The following is a 25,603-nucleotide window of genomic DNA, read 5'->3' on the forward strand; positions in this document are numbered from 1 at the left end:
ATGCTGAGATTCGGGGTCAACTACACGCCTTCCCATGATTGGTTCTACTCCTGGCTGGACCCGGACTGGACGGCCACCCGGCGCGACATGAAGGCCCTGGCCGGCCTCGGCCTGGATCACGTCCGCGTCCTGCCGTTGTGGCCGGTCCTGCAGCCGAACCGGACGCTGATCCGCCGCCGCGCCCTCGACGACGTGCGTCACGTCGTGGAGATCGCCGGCGAAGCAGGTCTCGACGCCGGCGTCGATGTCCTGCAGGGACACCTGTCGGGCTTCGACTTCGTGCCGAGCTGGCTGACGGACTGGCACCGGCGCAGCATGTTCACCGACCCCGACGCGGTCGCCGCGCAGGCCGCTCTGGTCGAGGCGCTCGACGAGCACCTGCACGACCTGCCCAACTTCCTCGGCCTGACCCTCGGCAACGAGGTCAACCAGTTCACCTCCGCCCTCCACCCGGCCCCGATGGCGGCCACGCCCCAGCAGGTGACGGCCTGGCTGCGGGCCTTGCACGGCGAAGGCCCGCGCGACCGGCGCCATTTCCGGCTCAACGCCGAATACGATGCCGTCTGGTACGCCGACGGCCACCCCTTCACCCCCGCGCACTCCTCCCGGCACGGCGATATGAGCGTGATCCACTCGTGGATCTTCAACGGCACCGCGCAGGGGTACGGCGCGATGTCGTACGAAAGCGTCAGCCACGCCGCGTACCTCATCGAGCTGTCGCGCGCCTTCGCCCTCGACCCGGCACGTCCGGTGTGGCTACAGGAGGTCGGCGCGCCGCTGAACCACCTCACCGAGGACCAGGCGCCCGGATTCTGCGAGGGGACCGTGCGGGCGGCGGCCGACAGCGATGCCCTGTGGGGCATCACGTGGTGGTGCTCGCACGACGTGGAACGCCGGCTGGCCGACTTCCCCGACCTGGAACACAGCCTCGGCCTGATCGGGGCCGACGCCACGGTCAAGCCGATCGGCCGGCGCTTCGCCGAACTGGCCGCGGAGCTGCGGCACCGGCCGCGGCCCTCCCCACGGCGGGAGGCCGTCGTCGTCCCGGTCGACTCCGAGGACGTCCCCACGTCCCGGGCGGAGCTCTCTCCCGGCGGCGGCGTCTTCGAGACCTGGATGCGCCGCGCCCGCGCCGGAGCCCGCCCCACCCTGGTCACCTCCGCGACCGCGGGTGACCCGGCGGCGCTGCGCGCCCGCGGCATCGAACGGCTCGTCCGCGCCGAGCCGACGGGCCGCACCTTCTACAGCTCGGTCGCCGACGCGGAGGTGCTCGAGCGGATGGCCGCACATGCCGAACGCTGAGAAAGGGGACGTGGTTGAACACCTCCTCGCCGAGCTCTCCCTGCGGGAGAAGGTCGGACAGCTCAACCAGCGCCTCTTCGGCTGGCAGGCCGTCGAGCGGGCTCCCCGGGGCGGCTTCCGGCTCACCGACCTCGCCCGTGCCGAGCTCGACCGGTGGGGCGGGCTCGGCGCGCTGTACGGGGTCTTCCGCGCCGACGCCTGGTCGGGCCGCTCCTGGGCCAACGGGATCCGGCCGGAGGAACGCGCCGAGGTCGCCGCCCTCGTCCAGGACGAGGTGTCGCGGGCCGGTCGGCACCGCATCGGGGTGCTGCTGTCGGAGGAGGCCCCGCACGGGCACCAGGCGCTCGGCGGGACGCTGCTGCCCACCAACCTCGCGGTGGCCGCGGGCTGGGATCCGGCGCTGCTGACCGAGGCCGCGGCCGCCGTCGCGGCCGAGCTCGCGGCAAGTGGGGTGCACCTGGCCCTGGTGTCCGCGCTCGACCTGCTGCGAGACCCGCGCTGGGGCCGGGCGGAGGAGTGCTTCGGAGAAGATCCACTGCTGGCCGCCGGGCTCACCGGGGCGCTGGTGATCGGCATGCAGGGCAGCGATCGCGGCGCGGTGGGGCACGACGGTGTCGCGATCGTGCTCAAGCACCTGGCCGCGCAGGGCGAGGCCGTCGGCGGACGCAACGGCCAGTCCGCCGTCATCGGCCCCCGCGACCTGCGCGAGCTGCATCTCCCGGCGGTCCGGGCCGCGGTGGAGGCCGGGGCGCTGGGGTTCATGGCGGCCTACAACGACATCGACGGGGTGCCGTGCTGCGCCAACCGCGACCTCCTCACCGGCTTCCTGCGGGCCGAATGTGGCTTCGACGGCATCGTCATGGCCGACGGCCTGGCCGTGGACCGGCTCACCACCATGACGGGCGACGCGACGGCCGCCGCCGTGGCCGCGCTGGAGGCCGGCGTGGACCTGTCCCTTTGGGACGAGTCCTTCACCCTCCTGGAACAGGCCGCCGCGGCGGACCCACGGGTGGCCGAGCTGGTCGACGCGGCCTGCCGGCGGGTGCTCGCTCTCAAGCACCGCGTCGGCCTGCTCGCGAACAGCCCGCACGCGGTCACCGCGCACGGCGGCACCGCGCACGGCCGCACCACGCCCGCGAACGGCGCGGGTGAGCGGGCCACGCTTGCCGGAAGCGCGCCTGAACAGGCTCTTACCGCTGATGACGAGGGGCTCGAGGCCGCCCGCCGGGCCACCGACCGTCTTTCGCGTCGCCTGGCTCGGCAGTCCTTGGTCCTGCTGCACAACGCCGGCGGGCTCCTGCCCCTCGACCGGCGCACCTTGACCAAGGCGGTCCTCACCGGCCCCAACGCCCGCGACGTCACCACCCTGCTGGGGGACTACGTGCCGCCCCTGCCCGAGCAGTCGGCCGCCGGCCTGGACCTCGCCCTGCGGCAGGCGCTACCCGGCGCCGAGGTGACGTGCGCATCCGGAATGCCCACTGCGGCAGATCTGAGCGGCGCCGACGTCGTGATCCTGGCGCTCGGCGGGACGAGCCACCGCACCTACGCGGAGGACTTCGCCGCCAACGGGGCGATCGCCGGCCCGGCGGCCGTCGCGACCTCCGGTGAAGGCGTGGACCTGGCCGACCTCTCCCTGCCCGGCGATCAGGACGACCTGGTCGCCGCCGTCAGCGCACAGGCCCGCTGCCCCGTGGTGGCCGTCGTCATCGCCGGGCGTCCGCATGTGCTCACCGGCGCGCTGGCCGGCACCGATGCCCTGCTGTGGGCCGGCTACCCCGGCCCGCACGGAGGCCACGCGATCGTCGACGCGCTGCTCGGCGATTACGAGCCGGTCGGCCGCCTGCCGTTCACCGCGCCACGCCATCCAGGGGCCGTGCCGGTACGCCACAACGACCGGCACCCGGCCTCCGGCGTCTACCAGGACGCGCCGGACCCGGTGCTCTTTCCCTTCGGCTCCGGCCTGCGCTACCGGCCCGTGCTGTTCGACCGCCTGACCGCAGAGGTGCACGCGGCCACGGTCCAGGTGAGCGTCCAGGTCATCAACCCCGCCGGCCCCGAAGCCGAGGTCGCCGAGGTGATCGTGCCGCTGTTCGGGCGCCGTGCCGGAGGCGTCGTGCTGCCTCGCCTGCGCGAGGTGCTCGCCTTCCGCAGGGTCACCGTCCCGCCGGGCGCCCGCGCCACCGTTGTGTGGAATCTGCCCGCCGCGCGCTGCTTCGCCGAGGGCGCGGGCGACCGGGCCCGCACCGACCTGTACGTCGAAGACCTCCACGAGACCATCCGTCCGCCCAGCCACCCCCAGGCCGCCATCCCGGCCGAGCCCTTTTCGCACAGTGAGGAGTTGTGATGGCCCGATCACATCGCACCGGCAGGCGGGCCGCGACCCGCGCAGGCATCGCCGCCCTGGCCGCGATGCTCGCCGTCGTGCTCGCCGCCGGCGGCGCCGCGGCCAGCGACACGCTGCCCTGGACGGGCGAGAGCGCGGTCGGCGCCAACCAGCCCTACCAGCACGGTTACTCCGCCACCGACCTGCTGCGCTGGAACCCCGCCGACGAGGCCCACGCCGAGCTGTTACGCGCGAAGGTGCCGCTCCAGAAGCGCAACCCCGCCAACGCCGCCACGCAGCGCAATCCGGCCCTGCCCGCCGATACCCAGCTGCTGAGCCTGGCCGGCGACTACGGCAACGCCTTCTTCGAAAGCCACCCCTACACCAACGAGTTCAGCCAGTACCTCTTCAACTACTGGCAGTACGCCGACTTCTACGCCTCCTGGCACGGCATGCCCACCGAGGGGGTGCCGGTGAGCTACTACGACCCGACCGCCGACTGGCGGGAGAAGTGGTTCGAGTTCGGGATGCTCAACCTGCCCAACCCCGGCTACACCAACGCGGCCCACGCGAACGGGGTGCGCTCGCTGGGCTGCATCTTCTTCTCCGACAACGACCGCGGCGACCAGACCTACTCCGAACTCCTGGTCCGCGACGCCGACGGCGGCTTCCCCGTCGCCGACAAGCTCATTCAGGTCGCCAAGTTCTACGGCTTCGACGGCTACTTCATCAACCAGGAGTCGCGGGTCGCGCCGGCGGACATCCCGGTCTACAAGCAGTTTCTGCAGGCACTGCGCGAGGGCGGCCTCTACGTGCAGTGGTACGACTCCATCCACAACTCCACCGGGGCGATCTCGTACCAGAACGAGTTCAACGCGGTCAACGGCCCGTTCGTGCGCGACCCGCAGCTCGGCGACGTGTCCGACTCCATCTTCCTCAACTACTGGTGGAACAGGACCAAACTCACCGACTCCAAGAGCTACGCCGCCGGCCTCGGCATGGACTCCCGCAAAAGCGTCTTCGCCGGTGTGGAGGCCGGGAAAGACCAGTTCAACCAGCCCTACAACCTCGAGGACAACCTCGACGCGGCCGGTGCGCCGATGAACGCCATCGCCACCCTCGGCGCCGACTTCGTCTCCTCCGACTACGCCGACAAGACGAACGACGCCGCCCAGCGCGACGTCTTCGACCGGGAACGCCGCTGGTGGACCGGCTCCTCACAGGGCACCACCACGCCGGAGGGCACCTGGAAGGGGATCTCCGAGTACATCGCCGAACGCTCGGTCATCACCGGCACCACGTTCGCCACCTCCTTCAACACCGGCCACGGCCTGTCCACCTGGACCAAGGGCCGGCTGTCCAACCCGAAGGAGTGGGGCAACATCAACCTCCAGGACATCCCGGTGACCTGGCAGTGGTGGATCGACGCAGCCGGAACGCCCCTCAGCGCCGACTTCGACTACGGCCCCGCGTACACACCGGCGAGCCGGTTCTCGTACCAGAAGATCGGCGCCTACGACGGCGGCAGCTCTCTCGTCCTCAGCGGCACGCTCGACAGCGACAACACCGTGCGGCTCTACAAGACGGACCTGAAGGTCGCCAAGAGCTCGACCCTTGAGCTGACCTACAACAAGCCGTCGGCGAGTGACGACTCCGAACTCCGGCTCAGGCTCGTCCTGGCCTCCGACCCCGCCAAGGTGATCCAACTGCCGCTGACCGGCTCGGGACAGCGCACCACGGGCTGGACGACCCGGTCGGCCGACCTGTCGGCGTACGCCGGTCAGCGTGTCGCCGCGCTCGGCCTGGTCGTCGCCGCCGGTGCCCAGCCGATCTCCGGCTACCAGGTCAACCTGGGTTCCTTGGTCCTGCGCGACGGCGTCGATCACACGCCCGCCACGCCCAAGGGCCTGCGGATCACCCAGTTGCTGCCGGAGACCGGTGAGCTGTTCCTGTCGTGGAAGCGTGCCGGCTACGACGAGGTGCGCCGCTACGACGTCTACCTGGATGACACCTATCTTGGTGGAATCTATGACGACGTTTACTACGTCAAGCGATTCACGGCCACGTCAGGGACGATCAAGCTGGTGGCGGTCGGCCACGACGGGTCGGAGAGCCCTGCCGCGACCGTGTCGTTCGACCGGGCCACGGCGCCGAGCCAGGTGACCGCGCAGGCGAAGCCGGATGGCACGCTGACCGCCGCCTGGACGCCGCCGCCGTCCGGCGAGCCCATCACCGTGAAGGTCCGCAGCCTTGACACGGCCCGCCCGTACACCAAGGAAGTCACGGTGACCGGCACGGGCACGACGCTGACCGGCGTGCCCGTCAACGGGGCCGCCTACCTCCTCACCGTGCGGGCGGGAACGGGCACGGCCACCGGGGTACGCGGGACGTTCGCCGACACCGAGATCAGCGCCTACCCGGCCTCGGCGGTGACGATCAACGGGAACACGTTCACGTTCTCCCGGCCGACCCTTCCGGACTGGCACACCCTGACCATCCTTGAGGACGGCCAGCCGAAGACGTTCGCGACGACGTACAACTCGGGCGCCAAGCCGTACATCATCCGCGGCCGCACCACACGTGCCGCCGAAACGGTGACCATGTCCAGCGCCACCAGCAAGGTGGTCGCCATTTTGGAGGACTACGCCGGCAACAAGGTCACGACCGTGCTCCGAGGCAACTGATCGCGAAGGCGCGGCACACGAGCGAAAGGTTGATCATGCACCTTCGAATCGCACTCTCAGCCGTGGCCGCCGTCATCGTGACCGCGACCAGCGCCTGCGGCTCCAGCTCTGGCGGGTCCGGTGAGGGATCCGCCGGCGGCTCCGGCGCGACGATCACGTGGAGCATGTGGTCGGGCGACAACGAGTCCACGAAGAAGCTCGAAGCCCAGATGGCCGGGGCGCAGCAGCTCGTTCCGAATGTGAAGATCGAGCTCCAGACCGCGCCCTGGGCGGACTACTTCACCAAGCTCAACGCCAACCTGGCCTCGGGCAAGCTCGCCTGCGTCACCGCGATGAACGGCCAGCGGCTCTCCGGCTACACCGCCGCGCTGACGCCGCTGACCGACGAGGACCTCAAGGCCGCCGGCATCTCGCGCGGCGACTACGACCCGGCCGCGCTGAGCGTCATGGAGCACGGCGGCAAGCTCTACGGTCTCCCGTACGACACGGCGACCATGTTCCTGTTCTACAACGCCGACCTGTTCAAGAAGGCAGGCGTCGCGGAGCCGACGAACACCTGGACGGTCGACGACTTCGAGGCCGCCGCGAAGACCATCACCGCGAAGACCGGCGTCAAGGGATTCGCGGTCAGCATCGACGAGTTCCAGTGGCTCTCCCTTCCCATGGCGAAGGCGGGCACGCAGGTGGTGACCCAGGACGGCAGGCTCGACCTCACCAACCCGGCCTTCGTCAAGGCGGCCGAGTGGTACGCCGGACTCGTCACCCAGAGCCGCGTCTCGAACGCCGTGCCGTCGGCCTCCGAGTCGGCCTGGGACCCCGGCCAGTTCGAGACAGGCAAGGCCGCCATGATCATCGACGGCTCATGGAACGCCGCCAAGTACACGGGCAAGGACATGCCGTTCACCGGAGGCGCGGTCCGCCTCCCCGGCGGCCCGGCCGGCCCCTTCGGCGTCACCCTCGGCTCGGGCTACGGCATCGCCGCCAACTGCGCGAACAAGCAGGCCGCGCTCAAGGTCCTCGGGGCCCTCGCCGGGCCGAAGGTGCAGGCGGTGATCGCGGAGCAGGGCGGCTACCCCGCACAGCTCGGCAGCCAGCCGCTGTACTTCCAGGCGCTGCCCGCCGAGTCGAAGGAGAAGCTCACCGCTGCCTTCAGGTCCGCCTTCGACGGCGCGTCCGCGCAGCGGGTGACCGAGAAGTGGACGCAGATCACGACCGCTTTCCCGCAGGAACTGGTGAGTGTCTACGCCGGTCAGAAGACGATGGCCGACGCGCTCGCCGGCCTGCAGCAGCGTTTCGCCCAGTGACACCCGGGAGGAGCCGTGACAACGCGGCGAAGCGGTAGCCGGCGCGCGGGCGCCCTCGTGCGCGCTGAGACCGGGCGCAGGGGCGCCCTTATGCGGCACGAACGGTGGCAGGCGCTCGGGTTCATCACGCCCGCCGTCGCCGGGCTCTCCCTGTTCACGGTGATCCCCGTCGGCCTCGCGATCATCATGAGCCTGTTCGACTGGCCCATCTTCGGCGAGCGCAGCTTCAACGGGCTCGGCAATTACACCGAGCTGCTCACGTCGAGCCCGGACTTCTGGCCCGCTCTGCGCAACTCGATCGTCTTCACCGTCCTGTACGTGCCGATCAACCTCGTCGTCGCCTTGGGTCTCGCCCTGCTCCTGGGGCCGCGGATCCGCGGACGTGCGGTGTTCCGCGTGCTGTTCTTCATCCCGGTGGTCACCCCGATCGTCGCCAACGTCCTGGTCTGGAAGCTGATCCTGCAACCGGACGGCCTGCTCAACGGCATGTCGCGGACGATGTTGGGGATCGAGCTGCCGACCTTCCTCGCCGACGCCGACTGGGCGATGATCGCGATCGTCGTCATGAGCGTGTGGGCCGGCATGGGCTACAACATGCTCGTGCTGACCGCCGCGCTCGAGCAGCTGCCCGCATCCGTGATCGAAGCCGCTCGCATCGACGGCGCGCGCGGCTGGCGCATCCTGGCGCACGTCACGCTTCCGCTCATCTCACCGGCGATCTTCTTCGCCACGGTCATGACGATCATCTCGTCGCTGCAGGTGTTCGCGCAGCCGCAGCTCCTGACGGGGGGCGGCCCGGGCACCTCGACGATGCCGCTGGTGATGTTCATCTACAACACGGGATTCGAGTTCCAGGATCTCGGGCTCGCGGCGGCCGCCGCCTGGATCCTGTTCGCGCTCATCATCGGCGTGACGGCCGTGCAGTTCCGAGCCCAGACGCGGTGGGTGCACTATGAGCACTGACCAGCCTGACGGCGGCGGGCGGCGCCGCGGCGGGGAGGGGCACTCGCGGTTCGGCACCGTCGTCGCGTACGCCACGGCGGTGATCGCGGCGGTCGTCTTCGCCGCGCCGCTCGTCTACGCCGTCTTCTCCGCCTTCAAGCCCTCGCGCGAGGTCCTGCAGACGCCGCCGAGCCTCTTCGGCTCCCAGTTCCGGTGGGAGAATTTCACCGAGGTCTTCACCTACGCGCCGTTCGCCACCTACGTCACGAACTCGTTCCTCGTCTCGATCGCGGGCGTGGCCGTCGTGCTCGTGGTGTCGGCCACGGCCGGCTACGCGTTCGGCCGGTTGCGCTGGCCGGGGCGCGACATCCTCTTCGTGCTCTTCCTCGGCACCCTCATGGTGCCGCAGGAGGTGCTCGTCATCCCGATGTTCGTCCTCATGCAGTGGTTCGGCTGGGTCGACACGTACCAGTCGCTCGTCCTCCCGTGGGCCTTCACCGCGTTCGGCACCTTCCTCATGCGGCAGTTCTTCCGCGGGATCCCGTACGAGCTGGAGGAGGCCGCACGCGTCGACGGGGCGGGGCCGCTGCGCACCTTCCTGCGGGTGATCCTGCCGCTCGCGGGCCCGGCGCTCGCCGTGCTCGCCGTCTTCACCTTCCTCAACTACTGGAACAGCTACCTGTGGCCGCTCATCACGGTCAACGACTACCCGGCCCGCGGCACGCTGCCGATCGGCCTGGCGAGCTTCTCGACCCAGAACGGAACCCGGTGGGACCTGCAGATGGCCGCCTCCATCATCTCGATGATCCCGACGACCATCCTCGTGATCGCCCTGCAGAAGCACCTGGTCAAGGGCATCGCGACCTCAGGGCTAGGGGGACGGTGACCGACGCGTGGCGGCCCCGGATCGCGGTGGCCGGGATGTGGATCGAGTCCAGCGCGTACTCGCCACATCGGGCCGGCTACCGGGACTTCACGACCTTCGGCGGCGACGAGGTCGTCGGCCGGTACGCGTTCCTCGCGCCGGGCTCCGAGCTGGCCGCCTCGGCACGGTGGACCGGGATCTTCCACGCCCGGTCCATCCCAGGCGGACGGGTCCAAGCCGGCGTCTATGCCGACTTCCGTGAGCGCATCGCCGAGGGACTGCGCCGCGAACACGAACGCGAGCCGCTCGACGGCATCCTCCTCGACGTCCACGGCGCCATGAGCGTTGAGCACATGGACGACGCCGAGGGCGACCTCGTCGCCGCGATCCGCGCGGCGGTCGGCTCAGGACCGCTCATCTCGGCCTCGATGGACCTGCACGGCAACCTCTCCGAGCGATTCGTACGAGCGTGCGAGCTGATCACGTGTTTCCGCCTGGCACCGCATGAGGACGCACTCGAAACCCGGGAGCGGGCCGCGCGCAACCTGGTCCATCACCTGCGTACGGGGCAACGGCCCGTACGCGCGTGGTCCCGGGTCCCGATCCTGCTGCCGGGCGAGAAGACGAGCACGCGCGTCGAACCGGCCAAGAGTCTCTACCGGCGGATCCCGCCCATCGAGGCGAGCGAGGGCATCACCGACGCGTCGATCTGGATCGGATATGCCTGGGCCGACGAGCCACGCTGCCACGCGAGCGTCGTCGTCTCCGGCACCGACGCGGCCAAGGTACGCGACGCGGCAAGCGGGCTGGCCGGCGAGTTGTGGGCGGTCCGCGGCGCGTTCGGCTTCGTCGGCCCGCCCGGCACCCTTGAGGAAGGCGTGGAGCGCGCGCTCGCCGCGACCGCCAAGCCGTACCTCATCAGCGACTCCGGCGACAACCCCGGCGCGGGGGGCACCGGAGACGTCACCTGGACACTCCGCCGCCTCCTCCGGATGCCCGCACTCACCGCGGACGACGCGCCGGTGACGTATTGTGCCTCCGTCTTCGACGCGGCCGCGATCGACGAGCTCTTCTCCGCCGAACCGGGCTCCGAGGTCTCGGTCACCGCGGGGGCGCGTGTCGACTCCCGGGTCAGCGGTCCGGCGCTCGTCGAGGGGATCCTCGTCGCACGCTTCGAAGGAGACCCCGCCGCCGGACGCACGGCCGTCGTACGCCGTGGCGGTCTCCATGTGGTCATCACCGAGTTCCGCAAGGCGTTCCACGACGTCGCCGGCTTCCGCGCCATCGGACTCGAACCGAAGGAAGCCGACATCATCGTCACCAAAATCGGCTACCTCGAGCCCACCCTCTACGCCATCGCGGCAGGCTGGACGCTCGCGCTCACGCCGGGACCGGTCGACCAGGACCTCGACCGACTCGGGTACGAGCGGATCACGCGCCCCATGTTCCCCTTCGACTCCTTCGACGCCGAACCCGACCTCACGGCGGTGCTCTACAGATGACCGCGTGCCCCGGCCGCGCCCATGGAAGGTCAGCCGGCCGGCGTATGCCCGCCTGACTGAAGCCGCTCAACGGATCCTCAAAAAGGACTCAACCCGCGCCACCTTACGGTCCTCTCATCGGAGCATCGGGCGTACGGAGAGGCCAGTGCCACTCAGGCGGAGCGGATGCGGGCGTTGCTGTAGCCCGGACCGGCTCCGTGGGATGAGCTCGTGTAGCGAGAGCCAGCGCCGATATACCTCGCGCATACCGGCACGCTCTACCGTCGACAACGCGCGCTGTTCTGCCCGCACGGGTATCGCGGTGCGTTGCGCCCGGTGAAAGGGGGTTCGATGGCGGTCGCCGAGACTGTGTCTGCCGATGATCTCATCCGTGCAGGTCATCCGCCTTGCCCGGCTCCTTCTGGTGGGAGCCCGCTTCGGCTCTCGGAAGGGGACCGAGGCAGGATGATCACTCGTGCTCTTTCGTCTGAACGCCTTCACCGCGCTGCGGTCGTTGCCCGGGGTAGATCGGGACAAGGACGTCGAGATCCTTGCCCGGCGAGAGGTCGTGCTCCCGTGCGGTTTCTCGACCGCCCGGATACCGTCCTGCGCCGGCATCGCGATCTCATTGAACGGCTTCATGCCCGTACGCGCCGGGTGAAGTGGCCTGGGCGCCCGCCGACTCCGCGCTAGATCCGCGCTCCCCAGCCGGGGCACTCCCGGCACCCGGCCGCTGCCGGGAAGTGATCGAGGCACTATTGGGAGCGCTCCCAACCGCTCTCCTAACAGAAGTGAAGATGACTCTGAAAAGGTTGACCCGCCCGCTGACGCGAGCCTAGCGTTTCGGTTCGCGGGTGAACCATGATCTCGGAAGGCGGGCGCGTGATCCGCGCCCAGGGTGTTAAACCCTTCGCAGGCGATGAGCGCCACTGAAGGCGCACGGTTCCTTCGACCGCTTGGCGACGGGCGTCCTTTCTGCGCTACGAGGAGAAGGTGTTATGGCGATGCTCGGTGTGCTCGAAACCGAGGTCATGCGGTTGTGGTCGGAGATTCTCGGTGTCGACGTTACCTCTGCGGACCAGGACTTCTTCGAGTTGGGAGGCCAGTCGCTGGCGATGGTCCAGTTCCTGGCGATGGTGGAGAGCGAGTTCCGGATCGAGTTGCCGGTGGAGGTGCTCTTCGTCGAGGGATTGACGGTCGCCGAGGCGGCGCGAGCGATCGAGGAGGGGTCTCGGACCCTGGCCGCGACCGGGGAGCCCTCTTGACGACCGTCATCATGGTCACGCATGGCACGCATGGCGATGTCCTGCCGTTCGTGGGCCTGGGGCGGATCCTGCGGGAGCGCGGGCACCGGGTGGAGATCCTCACGCACGCCCCCTTCGAGACAGTGGCCCGGCGCGAAGGCCTGGAGTTCACGCCCATCGACACCGAGCGCGACTACGAGCGGTACCTCGCGGACACGCCGATGCTGCTCGGCGCCGGGATGGACCGCTGGCGGAGCTTCTACGACGCCATCGGGCTGTTCGACCAGATCAGCTTCGAATGCGAGGTGCTCAAGGCCCGTCACGTGCCCGGGGAGACGGTGTTCGTGGGGCGCCACACCACGGCGATCTCGACGCTCTTCGCCGGCGAGGCGCTGGAGGTGCCGACCGCATGGGTCGCCGTGACGCCGGTGCAGTACATGTCCGAACGTCCTGCCGTGCACATGTACCGGGAGACCATGAGCGACCGGCTCGACGCCGTGCGCGCGGTGCTCGGGCTGGCGCCGGTCGACGACTGGGCCTCCTGGTTCACCTCGGCCCGGCTCCACCTGGGGTTGTGGCCGGAGTGGTTCGACCGGGCCGGGGTCGCCGCGCCGTCGCGTGCGCGCCTGACCGGGGCGCCCTATGGTGACGACACCTTCCTGGACCCGGTTCCGCCGGAGGCCGAGCGCCTCCTCGACCGCGGCGCGGTGATCGTGACGGGCGGAACCGGCCGCATGATCCACGAGCGGTTCTACGCGGCCGCCGTGGCGGCGTGCGCGGCCGCGGAGGTGCCCGCTCTCGTCGTGGCCAGGCATCGGGACCTGGTGCCCGACCGCCTGCCCACGGGCATTTCCTGGTTCCCGCACCTGCCCTTCCATCAGGTCATGGCGCGTGCCCGGGCGGTGCTGCACCACGGTGGGATCGGCACCGTCGTCAGAGCCGTGGCCGCGGGGGTCCCGCAGGTGCTGCTGGCGCACGGTTTCGATCGTTCCGACAACGGCATGCGCCTGGCCAGGCTCGGGCTTGGGTCCTGGTTGCCCGAGCGGCGCTGGACCCCGGAGGAGATCGGTCCCCTGCTGCGTGCCGCCCTGGACGCCGACGGCTACCACGAGCGGGTGGCCATGTACTCGGAGGCCGCGCAGCCTGGGCTGCGGGCGGCCGCCGAGGCCATCGAAGAGCTGCTGAGCGCCTGACTCGGCCGGACTGTAACCGGAGTAGACAGTGCCCATTTTGGGAGCGCTCCCAAACGTTGTTGAATTATTCGCGCGCCAGGCGGCGAGCACACCGGACCGGATCGCGCTCGTCGCCGGCGACGAGCGCCTGACCTATGCCGCGCTGGAGGCGGCCGTGGACCGGCTGGCCGCCCGGCTCGCCGCGGCCGGCGCGGGACCGGGCACCCTCGTGGGCATCTGCGCGGGCAAGTCGGCGGCCTGCGTGACGGCGATGCTCGCCGTCCTGAGGACCGGCGCGGCCTACCTGCCGCTCGATCCCGCGCACCCGGCGGCCCGCATCGAGCTCGTGCTGGCCGACTCGGGCGCGCGGCTGCAGGTGATCGCGGGCGAGCCCGTCACGACCGTGGTGCCGGCGCTGCGGCTGGACGAGGACGCGGTGCCGGCACCGCGGCTGGAGGAGGGACCGCCTCCAGCCGCACATGTCCCCACCGTGCCTCAGGACCCCGCATCCCCGGCGTACGTCATCTACACCTCGGGCTCGACCGGCCGCCCCAAAGGCGTGATCGTGTCGCACCGGGCGCTGGCCAACCTTCTCGCCGGTATGCGCGAGCTGGTGGCGTCGACGGCCGACGACGTCTGGCTCTCGGCCGCCGCCCTCACCTTCGACATGTCCGTGCCCGAGCTCTACCTGCCGCTTCTGACCGGAGGGCGGCTGGTCCTCGTCGAGCCCAAGGCCGCGATCCTCGGTAAACGGCTAGCCGCGCTGATCGAGCGCGAGGGTGTGACCCACATGCAGGCCACCCCGTCGGGCTGGCGGGTCCTGTTGTACGCCGGGTTCCGCAACCCGCGGCTGACCGCGCTGATCGGCGGCGAGGCGCTGCCCGCGGCCCTGGCCAGGGACCTGCGCCCCCGGGTAGGACGGCTGATCAACATGTACGGCCCGACCGAGGCGGCCGTCTGGGCCACCTCGTGGGAGGTGCCACAGGAGCCGGAGACGATCTCGATCGGCGGCCCGCTGCCCGGCGCCACGGTCCACGTCGTGGACGACCGGCTGAACCAGGTCAGCCAGGGCGAGCTCGCCATCGGCGGGGTGGGCGTGGCCGACGGCTACCTCGGCCGGCCCGCGCTGACCGCCGAACGTTTCGTCCCCGACCCGTACGGCGAGCCCGGCGGCAGGCTCTACCTGACCGGCGACATCGTGCGCCGTACGGATGGCGCTCTGGAATACCTGCATCGAGCCGACACCCAGGTGAAGGTGCGCGGCTACCGGGTGGAGCTCGGCGAGGTGGAGGCCGCCATGGAGGAGCTGCCCGGCGTGCGGCAGGCCGTGGCGTCCGTGTCCGGCGACGCCCTGGTGGCGTTCGTGGTCGGTGACTGTCCTGACCTACGCACCCGGCTGGCCGCGATCCTGCCCGCGTACATGGTGCCGACCCGGGTGATCCACCTGGACTCCCTGCCACTCACCCCCAACAAAAAGATCGATCGGCGCGCTCTTGAGGAGATGGTGTGAGCGACGTGCTGGTGGTTGTCAACCACGAAGAGCAGTACTCCGTCTGGACCGCGGACCGGGAGTTGCCCCCCGGCTGGCGGGCCACCGGCTTCGCCGGGACCCCTGAGGAATGCCTGGCGCACATCGAGACCGTGTGGACCGACATGCGTCCCCTGAGCGTGCGCGGCGGGGGGTGAGGCGGCATGGACTCCACCGTGGTCATCGTGGGCGCGGGCTTGGCAGGCCCCTTGCTGGCGAGCCTGCTCGCGCGGCGTGGATACCAGGTCGACCTGGTCGAGCGCCGCCCCGACTCCCGCTCGGCCCGCCACGACAGCGGCCGGTCCATCAACCTGGGCATGTCGGCCCGGGCGATCACGGCCCTGCGCGAGGTGGGGCTGTGGCAGGAGGCCAAGCGGCTGTCCGTGCCCATGCGCGGCCGCATGGTGCACACTGCCGGCGGGCGGCAGGCGTTCTACCCCTACGGCAACGACCCTTCGCAGATCCTGCACTCGATCGGACGGGACGCGCTGGTCTGCCTGCTCGTCGAGCACGCGGAGAAGCAGCCCGGCGTGCGGCTGCACTTCGAGACCCGGTGCACGGCCGTCGACAGGGACGGCGCCGCCGTCACCCTGGAGGACGGCAGGAAGCTCGCCGCGGACTTCGTGGTCGGCGCCGACGGCGCGTCCTCGCTCGTCAGGACCGAAATGCAGCGTGGCCTGCCGGCCGACTTCAGCCGCGAGTACCTCGAATGGGGCTACAAGGAGGTCACCATCCGTGCCAGGCCCGGCGGCGGGCCCGCGGTACCACTGGAGGCCCTGCACATCTGGCCGGGTGAGCGCGGTCTCGGGGTGGCGCACCCCAACATCGACAACAGCCTGACCTGCACGCTCTTCCTGCCGCGCGACGAGCCGCCGGACCCGGTCTCCGATGCCTTCCCGCACCTCGCGGAGCTGGTGCCCGACCTCGACGAGCAGGCGTCCGCCGCGCCGATGGGGCACCTCACGACCGTACGCACCGCGCCGTGGCACCACCGCGACACGATGGTTCTCGTGGGCGACGCCGCCCACGCCGTCTACCCCTTCTACGGCCAGGGCATGAACGCCTCGTTCGAGGACTGCCTGGCCCTCGACCGCATGCTGGCTCGGCACCCGAGTGACCGGCAGGCCGCCTTCACGGCCTACGAGCGCTCCCGCAAGCCGCACACCGACGTACTGGCCGAGTTGTCGGCGCAGAACTTCCTGGAGCTGCGCGACGGCATGCGCTCACCGTTGCGCCTGGCCAGGAAGCGCCTCGACCTGCTGCTGCACAAGGCGTTCCCTGGCACCTGGGTGCCGCTGTACACGCTCGTCTCGCACACCACCGTGCCCTACGGCGAGGCGCTGCGGCGCGCTCGGCGCCAGGACCGGGTAGCCGCCGCGCTGGCCGCGACCGGGGTGGGCCTGGCCGTCGCCGGCCTGCTCGCCGTGCTCCGGCAGCGCTCCGAGAGGACCCCTCGATGATCAAACATCCGTACGACGACTCCCTCGTCCTGTTCGATCCGGCCGACGTGGAGCCCGACCTCGCCCCTCACCCCCTGATCGGCGCGCACCAGGCCGACCTGCGGGCCGTCGTCGCGTGGGCGCGTGCCTACCTGTGCCGGCCGCACGCGGAGCTGGGCCGGCGCGGGCCGGTGTGCCCGTACGCGCAGGCGTCCCTCGACCGAGGGGCCTTCCTGCTGGCCGTCCAGCCGGGCGACGGGCACACCGTCGAGTCCCTGAGCGCCCTGCTGGCGCCCTACCGTGACTGGTTCCTCGACCTTGCCCCGCGCGGCGGGCCCGCCGCGCAGTCGACGACCATCCTCGTCCTGCTGCCTGGCATGCGGGACGCGCCGCAGGTGATCGACGCCGCGCAGCGCGAGCTCAAGGACGCCTACGTGGGCCACGGCCTGATGATCGGGGAGTTCCACGACGGACCGCCGGACAAGAGCGGGTTGTGGAACGCGGACTTCCGCCCGCTGCGCAGCCCGGTGCCGATGCTCGTGATCAGGCACATGGTGCCGACCGACCTGCCCTTCCTGATCTCCGACGAGGCGCACCTGGCCGCCTACCGCAACCTGTTCGGCGAGCAGGTGCCCGTGCACCTGAGGGACCTGGTGACCAAGCCATGACGGCCACGAGCTTCCCGCTGACGCCCGCCCAGGAACGGCTGTGGTTCCTGCACCAGGCCGGGCAGGACCCATCCGGCTACCAGGTCAGGGACGGGCACCGGTTACGCGGGCCCCTCGACCCCGGCCGTCTGCGCCTGGCGCTGAACCGCCTGGCCGCCAGACACGAGGCGCTGCGCACGAGGCTGGCCGACGCCGGGGACGGGCGTCCGGCTCAGATCGTGAGCGACGAGGTCGACGTGGACCTGGAGCTCGTGGAGGTCCCCGACGAGGCCGCGGCGCATGCGGTGTGCGACACGTTCGTGGCCCGGCCGTTCGAGCTCGGCGGGGCACCGCTCATGCGGGCGCTGCTCGTCCGGCTGGCGCCGGATGATCACGTGTTCGTGTTGTGCCTGCATCACACGATCTGCGACGGGCGCTCGCTGCAGATCCTCTTCACCGAGCTGTACGGCATGCTGGCCGGAACCTTCGAGCCCGACGCGCCTGCCGTCCCGTTCTCCGATTACGTCGCCTGGCTCGGCCGGGAGAACCAGGAACGTGACCGCCGGGGCTCGGTCGCCCGCGACTACTGGCGTTCCCGGCTGGCCGGCGCACCCTCCCTGCTGGGCCTGCCGACCGACCGGCCCCGCCCTGCCCTGCCGAGTGGACGCGGCGCGCAACATCGCTGGGTCCTGCCCGCCCACCTGCACACCGGCCTGGTGGAGGGCGCGCGCAGGACCAGGACGACGGTGTTCACCATGGTGCTGGCCGCCCTGGGCGTCACGCTGGGCAGGTGCGCCGACCAGGACGACGTCGTCGTCGGATGCCCGATGGACGGCCGCACGGCGCGGGAGTTCGGGCAGACGGTCGGCATGTTCGCCAACACCGTCGCGCTGCGGCTGGATCTCGGTGGCGACCCGACCGTGACGGACCTCCTTCGCCAGTGCAGGCGGACCGTGGCCGAGGCCCTCGCGCACGGTGGCACGCCGTTCGACGAGGTAGTGGAGCTGGCCGGAGGTCGCCGCGACCTCAGCCACAACCCGCTCTTCCAGGTGATGGTCGTCATGGACCATCTGGACGGCCGCCCGCGGACGGCCGGTGACCTCCTGACCGAACACTGGGAGCTACCTGCCCCGGAGGCCCGCTTCGACCTCACCTTGTACGTCACCGTGGGTGACGACGTCGAGCTGTACCTCGACTACGCGGCCGACCTGTTCGACGCGGAGACCGTGGCCGCCCTGGCGGGTCACCTGACCACCGCCATCGAGGCCCTCACCGGCGACCCGGACCTGCGGGTGAGCCGGATCTCCTTCGACGCCGCGGCGGGCCGCGGCGGACCGCCCGCGCCGCCGTCCGGGACCTGGGAGAGCGTGGCTGACCTGATCGTGCGGCAGGCCGAGCGGGCCGCGGACCGGCCCGCCGTCCTGGCCCAGGGGGAGTGCCTGCCGTACGGCGAGCTGGTGTCCCGGGCGCAGGAGCTGGCGGCGCGCCTGAAGCCGCTCACCGGGTCCGGCGACGCCCGTCCGGTGGTCGGCGTGTCGCTCCCCGCGGGGCCGGACGGAATCGCCGCCGTCGTCGGTGTCCTGCTCGCCGGGGCCGCGTACCTACCGCTCGACCCCGCTCATCCGCCGGCCCGGGCGGCGCTCCTGCTGCGTCAGGCGCAGGCGGTCGCGGTGGTCGCGCCGCCCGGCAGGCTGGCCGAGCTGGACACGTTCGCGGGGGCGAAGGTGCCGGTGTCCGGCGGCACGGGCCTTGCCTTTCGCCGGCCGGTGCGCCCCGGCGACCCGGCTTACGTGATCTTCACGTCGGGGTCGACGGGCACGCCCAAGGGCGTGCTGGTGCCGCACGGCGCCGTCGCGGAGTTCACCCGCTCGTTCGTCGACGTGCACGGCTTCGGGCCCGAGCATCGGGTGCTCATGTTGCCGCCGCTCACCTTCGACGCCTCGGTCGGCGACCTGTTCCCCGTGCTCACCTCCGGCGGGACCCTGGTCATCCATCCCGAGCCCGCCCGGCTGGACGGCGCGGAGCTCGTACGTTTCTGCGCCGAGCACGGCGTCACCGCCGTCGACGCGCCCGTCGCGTTGTGGCGGCGCTGGGTCGCCGACCTGGCAGGGACGGGCGTTCCCGAGAGCTGGCCGGTCGAGATCATGATGGTCGGCGGAGAGGAGGTGCCGGTCGAGGACGTGCGCACCTGGCAGCGGGTGACACGCGGCAGGTGCGCTCTGTTCAACCACTACGGCCCCACCGAGGCCACCGTCTGCGCCACCGTGCACCGGATCGGCGGCACGGAGGAGCTCGGCGACCTCGGCCGGGTGCCGATCGGCACGCCGCTGCCGCACGTGCGCGCCCGCGTCCTGGACCGGTCGGGACGTGTGGTGCCCACCGGCGGTGTGGGCGAGCTGCACCTGGGCGGGGCCGGCCTGGCCGACGGGTACGTGCGCGAGCCCGCCCTGACCGCGGCGGCCTTCGTGCCCGACCCGGAAGGGCCCGCCGGGGCCCGCCTGTACCGGACGGGCGACCTGGCGCGGGTACGGCCGGGCGGCGCGGTCGAGTTCCTGGGCCGGCGCGACCGCCAGGTGAAGATCCGGGGCCACCGGATCGAACCGGCCGAGGTCGAGCACGCCATCAGGGCACACCCGGCCGTCACCGACAGCGCCGTCGTCGTTTCCGGGGACCGCCTCATCGCCTACGCGGCGACCGGCGCGCCGGAACCGACGCCGGGCACGTTGCGCACGTTCCTGCGCGAGCGGCTGCCCGGATACCTGGTGCCGGCGGCGTTCGTGATGGTCGAGGCCATCCCGCGCACGACGCACGGGAAGGTGGACCAGGCGGCGCTGCCGCCCCTGCCGGGACCGGCGGGCGAGGCGCCCGCGAGCAGCACGGAGTCGGCGCTGGCCGCGGTATGGCAGCGAGTCATCGGCGTGGACGACGTGCGCAGGTCGGACAACTTCTTCGAGGTGGGCGGGCACTCGCTGCTGGCCGGCCGGGTGGTGGCGGAGATCAAGCGGGAGCTCGGCGCGGACGTGTCCCTGCGCGCGGTGCTCGAGACGGCCGACCTGGCCGAGCTCGCCGCCGCCGTGGAGCGCGGGGCCGAGCAGGAGCACCTCGACCTGGAACCGCTCGCCGTACTGCCACCCGACCTCGCCGTACGGCCGACGACCGCACCCTCGGTACGGCGCAGCTCGGCGATCCTGCTGACCGGGGCTACCGGCTTCCTCGGTGCCCACCTCATCGGCGAGCTCATGGCCCGCACCGACGCTGAGATCGTCTGCCTGGTCAGGGCCGCCGACGAGCACCAGGCCCGGCAGCGGGTGCTGGACAACCTGCGGGTCTACGGGCTGGACGCTCCGCCGGGCAGGCTGCGCGGGTTGCCCGGTGATCTGGGCTCGGCCCGGTTCGGCCTGGACCAGGAGCGGTTCGCCGAGCTGGCCGGCGCGGTGGAGGTGATCTGCCATAACGGCGGGCAGGTGAACTTCTACGAGAGCTTCCACCGCATGCGCCCGGTCAACGTCGGCGGCACGGTCGAGGCCCTGCGGCTGGCCGGACTCGGCGGCGCCCGCCTGCACTTCGTCTCCACACTCGGCGTCTTCCTGGGCGGGGCCCACCGGGACCGGGTGGTGGCCGAGACGACCGCCCCGGACGATCCTGCCGGCCTGGAGACGGGGTACGACCAGAGCAAGTGGGTGGCCGACCGGCTGGTGCGCCGGGCCCGGGACGAGGGCCTGCCGGTCGTGGTGCACCGGCCGGCGCGGGTCAGCGGGCACAGCGAGAGCGGCCTCGGCAACGCAGGCGACTACTTCAGCCGCCTGCTGGCCACGTGCGTCCGTCTCGGCATGGTGCCGGACCTGCCGATCGAGGAGGACATGGCACCCGTGGATTACGTCGCGGCGGGCATCGCCCACCTGATCACCGATTCCGCGGCGGCCGGCGACTACCACTACTTCAACGGCGCGACGATCTCCTACCGGGAGATCGCCGAGGCTCTCGACGCCGCGTGCGTGCCATGGGACACATGGCGGGCGCAGGCCCGCGGCCTGGGCGCGGACAGTCCGATGGCGCCGTTCGCGACGGTGTTGTCCGCGGCGGACCCGCAGTTCCGGCGGCCCGCCTTCGACTGCGGCCACACCGAGCGGGTTCTCGCCCGCGCCGGGATCGTGTGCCCGCCCGCGGGCGGCGCGCTCGTCAGGCGCTACGCCGACCGCCTGGCCGAGGTGGTGCACGCATGAACATCGTCCGGTTCGCGCTCATCTGGACGGCGTCGCTGCTGTCGTCCGTCGGCTCCAGCCTCACCACCTTCGTGCTGGGCGTCTGGGTGTACCAGAGCACCGGATCGCCGACGGAGTTCGCCCTGGTCGTGCTCAGCGGCATGCTCCCGGGCATCCTCATCGGCCCGTTCGCCGGGGTGATCGTCGACCGGTTCGACCGGCGCCGGGTGATGATCGTCACCGACTGCCTGGCGGCCCTGTCGACGGCCGCCGTCGCCGCCCTGATCGGGACGCAGGCGCTGGCCGTGTGGCACGTCGCCCTGGCAGGCGCCGTCAGCGGCGCGTGCGGCGTCTTCCACCTCACCGCCTACCAGGCCATGACGCCGCTACTGATCCCCGAACGGCACCTGGGCCGCGCCAACGGGCTCATGCACCTGTCCACCGGCGTCCAGATCGCCGCGCCCGTCCTCGGGGCCACGCTCCTGGCCACGGTCGGCATGACCGGGGTGGTGGTGCTCGACCTCGCCACCTTCGGCGTCGCCATGTCGGCCCTGCTGCTGATCCGGCTGCCCGCCACCGTGCTGCGGCCGGGCGCCGCCACCGAGCGGCCTGCCATACTGCAGGATCTCGGGTCGGGCCTGCGCCACCTGCGCGCCCGGGCCGGGCTGCCGGCGCTAGTGGCGGCGCTGACCGGATTCAACTTCACCTTCGCCGTCGCCGGGGTGCTGGTGCAGCCGCTGATCCTGTCCTTCGCCGACCCCGGGGTGCTGGGCGTGCTCATGTTCGCCGGAGGCGCGGGCATGCTCGCGGGCAGCCTCGTCATGGGCGCCTGGGGCGGGCCGCGCCGGAAGGTCACCGGGATGACGGCGTTCATGGCGCTCGGCGGGGTCTTCCTCGTGCTGCACACGTTGAGCCCCTCGCCGCTGCTGGTGGGGCTGGCCGCCGCCGGGTTCCTGTTCACGCTGCCCGTGGTGAACGGCTGCGCGCACGCCGTGCTGCAGAGCCGCATCGAGCCGGCCGTGCTGGGGCGGGCCATGGGCACCGTGCACACGCTCGGATCGGCCGCCGTCCCCGTCGGTTACCTGCTGGCCGCACCCGTGGCGGAGCACCTGCTGAACCCGGCGTTGGTGCCCGGCGGGGCGCTCGCCGGCAGCGTGGGCCTGCTCGTCGGCGTCGGCGAGGGGCGCGGGATCGCCTTCGTCCTGCTCCTGGACGGGCTGCTCCTGCTGGCCATGGCCGCCGTCCTGGCCACGCTGCCCGCCCTGCGCCGGCTGGAGCACCGGCCGGTCCCGGTCCCCGTCGCCTGAAGAGTCACCGGAAGAGCCGCCTGAGAGGAACGCTATGCCAGTCGACCTGCCACCCCACGAGGTGGCCGCTTTCCGCCGGGGCGAGGCCCCGGCGCCGATGCTGGACCTGATCGGCCTCATGGCCTGCCATGCCATCGGGGCAGCGCGCTCGCTGGGGCTGTTCGACGCGCTCGCCGCCGGACCGTTGACGACGGACGAGCTGGCCGCGGCGGTCGGCGCCGCCCCCGACGGGCTGGACCAGCTGCTCGGACTGCTGCGTGCCACGGGATACGTCGAGCGCCACGATGGCCGGCACGCCAACACGGCCGCGACGGCGGCCTGGCTCTGCTCGACCTCGCCCGTCGACTACGGGCGGATCCTCGGCCTGTGGCAGGCCATCGTTGAGGAGCAGTGGGCCGGGCTCAGCGCCGCGGTGCGCTCCGGGACCCCGGCGGGCGGCTTCTACACCTGGCTCGCCGGCCGTCCGGACCTCTCCTCGGCCTTCCACGACCTGCAACGCGGCCTAGCCGAGTGGCTGGCGGAGGAGGTCGTCTCGCTCGTGCCGCTGCCGGAGGGCAGCAAGAGCCTGCTCGACCTGGGCGGCGGCCACGGTTTGTACGCCGAGGCGTTCTGCCGTGCCTACCCCGGGCTGTCGGGCACGATCGTCGACGGCGCCGTCACGGAACGCTTCGCAGGAAAGCTGACCTGGCGGTCCGCCGACCTGCTCACCGCCGACCTGCCGGGCGAGCAGGACGTGACCGTGCTCTTCAACGTGCTGCACGGGTTCGGCGCGCACGACGCCGCCGCGCTGGTCGCCAAGGCCGCGGGCACGCTGCGGGCGGGAGGCCTGCTGGTCGTCCTGGAGAGCATGCCCGAGCACCGCGGCAACGCCGCCGACGTCGCCTTCGGGGCGGGATTCTCGCTCAACCTGTGGCACACCCAAGGAGGCGCCCTGCACCCGGCGGCGACGATCCGGGGATGGCTGGAGGCCGCGGGATGTACCGCCGGTCCCTGGCAGGAGCTCACCCGCTCGCCGACACACGCCCTCGTGACGGCCACCACGCCGGCTGATCCCGGCTGATCCCGTGGGCCGGCACGTCCACCCGGCGGTCATCTCGGCGGTCGCGGCAGTGCGCGGAAGCCCGGCGTCTCAGGGCCGCGGGAGGTTTCGACCCAGCCTCGATGAGACAACCGGCCACCTGGACTGATCCTGCTTGGCGCACATCACGTCGGCGTAGCGGACGCCGAGAACTCGCTGGCTGGCCGCGTCGAAGTGCGGTCCCAGCCGCTCTCCGTACCGGTCCTCGTCGGTTTCCTGTGTGGTCAGTCCGTCGGAGGAGACCCAACCGGAGTTCTCGATCACGTCTGGAACCTGCCGGATCAGCGCGGCGAGTCCCTCGTGTGCCCCCTCGTAGATCTGCCGGAATCCACTTCTCCCGTCATGGTTCACTCCGGGGACATGCCACTTTCCCGCATGCGCGGTGTCGTAAGCGGCCTGGCGGAACAGAACGCCCAGCGACCGGGTGGGAAATGAGTCCGGCACGACGGGGATGTTGTCGTTCACGCCCAGCTCCGACGGCATCCGCCCGGTGATCATTGATGCGCGAGACGGCGCGCACAGCGGGCTCGTGCAGTACGACCGGGAGAACCGCACCCCCGCCTCGGCCAGGGAGTCGATGGCCGGGGTATGCAGGTCCGCGTTCCCAGTGCAACTCATGGCATTGGCCGACTGTTGATCCGTCATGATCAGCAGCACGTTCGGCGGGCTCACCCGGCTCCTCGCAGCAATGACCGTACGGCCGGTGCCGCGCCCTGCTTAATGAGCCGTTCCAGGCACATGACGACCAGGCCGCGAAAGTCGCGATCCGCGCCAAGGTCACCGCCGAACACGGAGAGTAGCTCATCGACCATGCGCCGCGGATCCGGGCGAGCAGCGACGATCTTGTGGATGTCGGCGCTCAGCGGATCGTGAACGATGATGGGCGCGCCGTCGTCCGTGTGGCCCGCGCTGACGTATCGCATCCAAGCCGCGATCGCCAGCGCGATCCACAGCGGTTCACGGCCGGCGGCCAGGCAATCGCGCGCGGGATCGAGCAGGCGCTGGGGCAACTTCTGCGTGCCGTCCGTGGCGACCTGCGCGGTTCGGTGGCGCAAACCGCGGTTGGCGAACCGGTTCAGCAGCGACCGCTTGTAGGCGCGAAGGTCGAACCCGTCGAGCCCGTACAGCGTCGGTGTGATGTCGTCGTCCATCAGCCGACCGGCCAGTTCGGCGAAGGCGGGCTCCGCCATGGCGTCCGCGATGTGTTCCTTGCCGGCCAGCCCGCCGAGGTAGGCCAGCATCGAATGGCTGCCGTTGAGCAGGCGCAACTTCATGCGTTCATAGGGGCTCACATCCGCGACCAGCAAGGCGCCGGCCGCCTCCCAGGCCGGGCGGTCACTGGCGAAGTCGTCCTCGATGACCCACTGCCGGAACGGCTCGGTGACGACCGGAGCGTGGTCATCGAATCCCAGCCGCGTGGCGGCCTCGGCCCGGTCGCTCGCGGTGGCGGCCGGGACGATCCGGTCCACCATGCTGGACGGGAACCGTACGTTCTCGTGTATCCAGGCGTGCGCGGCCGTACCCCGCCTGGCGCAGAAGTCATCGACCAGACCTGCGAGGACAGCACCACCCTGGGGAATGTTGTCGCAGCACAGCACCGTGAGGGGACCGGCATCGGCCGCGGCGCGCGCCTCCAGGCCACGGACGAGCCGGCCGATCACCCCGCCGCCCAGATAGCCCTTCTCGGTGACGGTCAGCGAGACGATCTGCGTCGCCTCGGCCGTGAGGCGGGCGGTCAGCACGTCTGGGTCATCGCCCGCGTGCCGCACTTCTCTCAGCGGGCCCAGAACGCGCAGCTGGACCTCGGCGTCATCCTTGGCCTGCACGGTGTAGAGCCCGTCCTGCGGCGCGAGCCGGTCGCGTACGGCTGCGCTGCGCTGGCTGAATCCACAGATCCCCCAGCGGTCGTCACCCGTGGCCGCCATCGCATCCTCGGTGAAGACCGCCTGGTGCGCCCGGTGGAAGGCGCCCAGACCAAGATGGACGATCCCGGTGGACCGTGGCTCCGCCACCGGCCGCAGCGCGGGATCGATGCGCGGGAGCACGGCGCGCCGCAACCTGGTCACCACTGGTGCATGCTCCCGT

At 71.3% G+C, this 25,603-nt stretch carries 19 protein-coding genes; 17 read left to right on the forward strand and 2 right to left on the reverse strand.

What is annotated here, in order from left to right:
- The 17 genes from ACTWPT_RS34800 (at position 1) to ACTWPT_RS34880 (ending at position 23,500) form a co-directional block, all read left to right on the forward strand.
- Positions 1 to 1,302, forward strand: a complete 1,302-nt coding sequence (locus ACTWPT_RS34800) for a glycoside hydrolase 5 family protein (RefSeq protein ID WP_443181750.1) — start codon at positions 1 to 3, stop codon at positions 1,300 to 1,302.
- Positions 1,303 to 1,312: 10 nt separating this feature from the next.
- The gene (locus tag ACTWPT_RS34805) at positions 1,313 to 3,646 is read left to right on the forward strand and encodes a glycoside hydrolase family 3 N-terminal domain-containing protein (RefSeq protein WP_443181751.1); all 2,334 of its coding nucleotides are present in this window, start codon (positions 1,313 to 1,315) and stop codon (positions 3,644 to 3,646) included.
- Positions 3,646 to 6,309 (forward strand): endo-beta-N-acetylglucosaminidase, encoded by a 2,664-nt coding sequence (locus tag ACTWPT_RS34810; RefSeq protein ID WP_443181752.1) that lies wholly within the window; start codon positions 3,646 to 3,648, stop codon positions 6,307 to 6,309. The genes ACTWPT_RS34805 and ACTWPT_RS34810 overlap by 1 nt, the downstream gene beginning before the upstream one ends.
- 35 nt (positions 6,310 to 6,344) lie before the next feature.
- Positions 6,345 to 7,613, forward strand: a complete 1,269-nt coding sequence (locus tag ACTWPT_RS34815) for an ABC transporter substrate-binding protein (RefSeq protein WP_443181753.1) — start codon at positions 6,345 to 6,347, stop codon at positions 7,611 to 7,613.
- A 90-nt stretch (positions 7,614 to 7,703) separates the two neighbouring features.
- Complete coding sequence (locus ACTWPT_RS34820; RefSeq protein ID WP_443181754.1) at positions 7,704 to 8,576, forward strand: carbohydrate ABC transporter permease; 873 nt, start codon at positions 7,704 to 7,706, stop codon at positions 8,574 to 8,576.
- On the forward strand, positions 8,566 to 9,441 hold the full coding sequence (locus ACTWPT_RS34825) for a carbohydrate ABC transporter permease (RefSeq protein ID WP_443181755.1): 876 nt from the start codon (positions 8,566 to 8,568) through the stop codon (positions 9,439 to 9,441). Before ACTWPT_RS34820 ends, ACTWPT_RS34825 begins: the two co-directional genes overlap by 11 nt.
- Positions 9,438 to 10,922 carry a M81 family metallopeptidase gene (locus ACTWPT_RS34830; RefSeq protein ID WP_443181756.1) on the forward strand — a complete coding sequence of 495 codons (1,485 nt, stop codon included), beginning with the start codon at positions 9,438 to 9,440 and terminating at the stop codon, positions 10,920 to 10,922. The genes ACTWPT_RS34825 and ACTWPT_RS34830 overlap by 4 nt, the downstream gene beginning before the upstream one ends.
- A gap of 454 nt (positions 10,923 to 11,376) precedes the next feature.
- A complete protein-coding gene (locus ACTWPT_RS34835) occupies positions 11,377 to 11,562 on the forward strand; it encodes a hypothetical protein (RefSeq protein ID WP_443181757.1) in 186 nt (61 codons plus the stop codon).
- A gap of 337 nt (positions 11,563 to 11,899) precedes the next feature.
- Complete coding sequence (locus tag ACTWPT_RS34840) at positions 11,900 to 12,166, forward strand: phosphopantetheine-binding protein (protein WP_443181758.1); 267 nt, start codon at positions 11,900 to 11,902, stop codon at positions 12,164 to 12,166.
- Entirely contained in the window at positions 12,163 to 13,338 is a 1,176-nt protein-coding gene (locus tag ACTWPT_RS34845; protein WP_443181759.1) for a glycosyltransferase, read from the forward strand. The genes ACTWPT_RS34840 and ACTWPT_RS34845 overlap by 4 nt, the downstream gene beginning before the upstream one ends.
- 28 nt (positions 13,339 to 13,366) lie before the next feature.
- Positions 13,367 to 14,827 (forward strand): amino acid adenylation domain-containing protein, encoded by a 1,461-nt coding sequence (locus ACTWPT_RS34850; RefSeq protein ID WP_443181760.1) that lies wholly within the window; start codon positions 13,367 to 13,369, stop codon positions 14,825 to 14,827.
- Positions 14,824 to 15,003, forward strand: coding sequence for an MbtH family protein (locus ACTWPT_RS34855; protein WP_443181761.1), 180 nt, complete (start codon positions 14,824 to 14,826; stop codon positions 15,001 to 15,003). Before ACTWPT_RS34850 ends, ACTWPT_RS34855 begins: the two co-directional genes overlap by 4 nt.
- Positions 15,004 to 15,009: 6 nt before the next feature.
- Entirely contained in the window at positions 15,010 to 16,305 is a 1,296-nt protein-coding gene (locus ACTWPT_RS34860; RefSeq protein WP_443181762.1) for an FAD-dependent oxidoreductase, read from the forward strand.
- A complete protein-coding gene (locus ACTWPT_RS34865) occupies positions 16,302 to 16,952 on the forward strand; it encodes a DUF6875 domain-containing protein (protein WP_443181763.1) in 651 nt (216 codons plus the stop codon). Before ACTWPT_RS34860 ends, ACTWPT_RS34865 begins: the two co-directional genes overlap by 4 nt.
- Positions 16,949 to 21,154, forward strand: coding sequence for a non-ribosomal peptide synthetase (locus ACTWPT_RS34870; RefSeq protein ID WP_443181764.1), 4,206 nt, complete (start codon positions 16,949 to 16,951; stop codon positions 21,152 to 21,154). The genes ACTWPT_RS34865 and ACTWPT_RS34870 overlap by 4 nt, the downstream gene beginning before the upstream one ends.
- A complete protein-coding gene (locus ACTWPT_RS34875) occupies positions 21,151 to 22,440 on the forward strand; it encodes an MFS transporter (protein WP_443181765.1) in 1,290 nt (429 codons plus the stop codon). Before ACTWPT_RS34870 ends, ACTWPT_RS34875 begins: the two co-directional genes overlap by 4 nt.
- 34 nt (positions 22,441 to 22,474) lie before the next feature.
- Positions 22,475 to 23,500 (forward strand): methyltransferase, encoded by a 1,026-nt coding sequence (locus ACTWPT_RS34880; protein ID WP_443181766.1) that lies wholly within the window; start codon positions 22,475 to 22,477, stop codon positions 23,498 to 23,500.
- Between the two features lie 69 nt (positions 23,501 to 23,569).
- On the opposite strand, the gene ACTWPT_RS34885 is transcribed toward ACTWPT_RS34880, so the two are convergent.
- Positions 23,570 to 24,190 (reverse strand): sulfatase-like hydrolase/transferase, encoded by a 621-nt coding sequence (locus ACTWPT_RS34885; RefSeq protein ID WP_443181767.1) that lies wholly within the window; start codon positions 24,188 to 24,190, stop codon positions 23,570 to 23,572.
- Entirely contained in the window at positions 24,187 to 25,587 is a 1,401-nt protein-coding gene (locus ACTWPT_RS34890; protein ID WP_443181768.1) for a mannitol dehydrogenase family protein, read from the reverse strand. Before ACTWPT_RS34890 ends, ACTWPT_RS34885 begins: the two co-directional genes overlap by 4 nt.
- Positions 25,588 to 25,603: the final 16 nt, after the last annotated feature.

This window comes from Nonomuraea sp. 3N208 (assembly GCF_052245935.1).
GTDB lineage: Bacteria > Actinomycetota > Actinomycetes > Streptosporangiales > Streptosporangiaceae > Nonomuraea.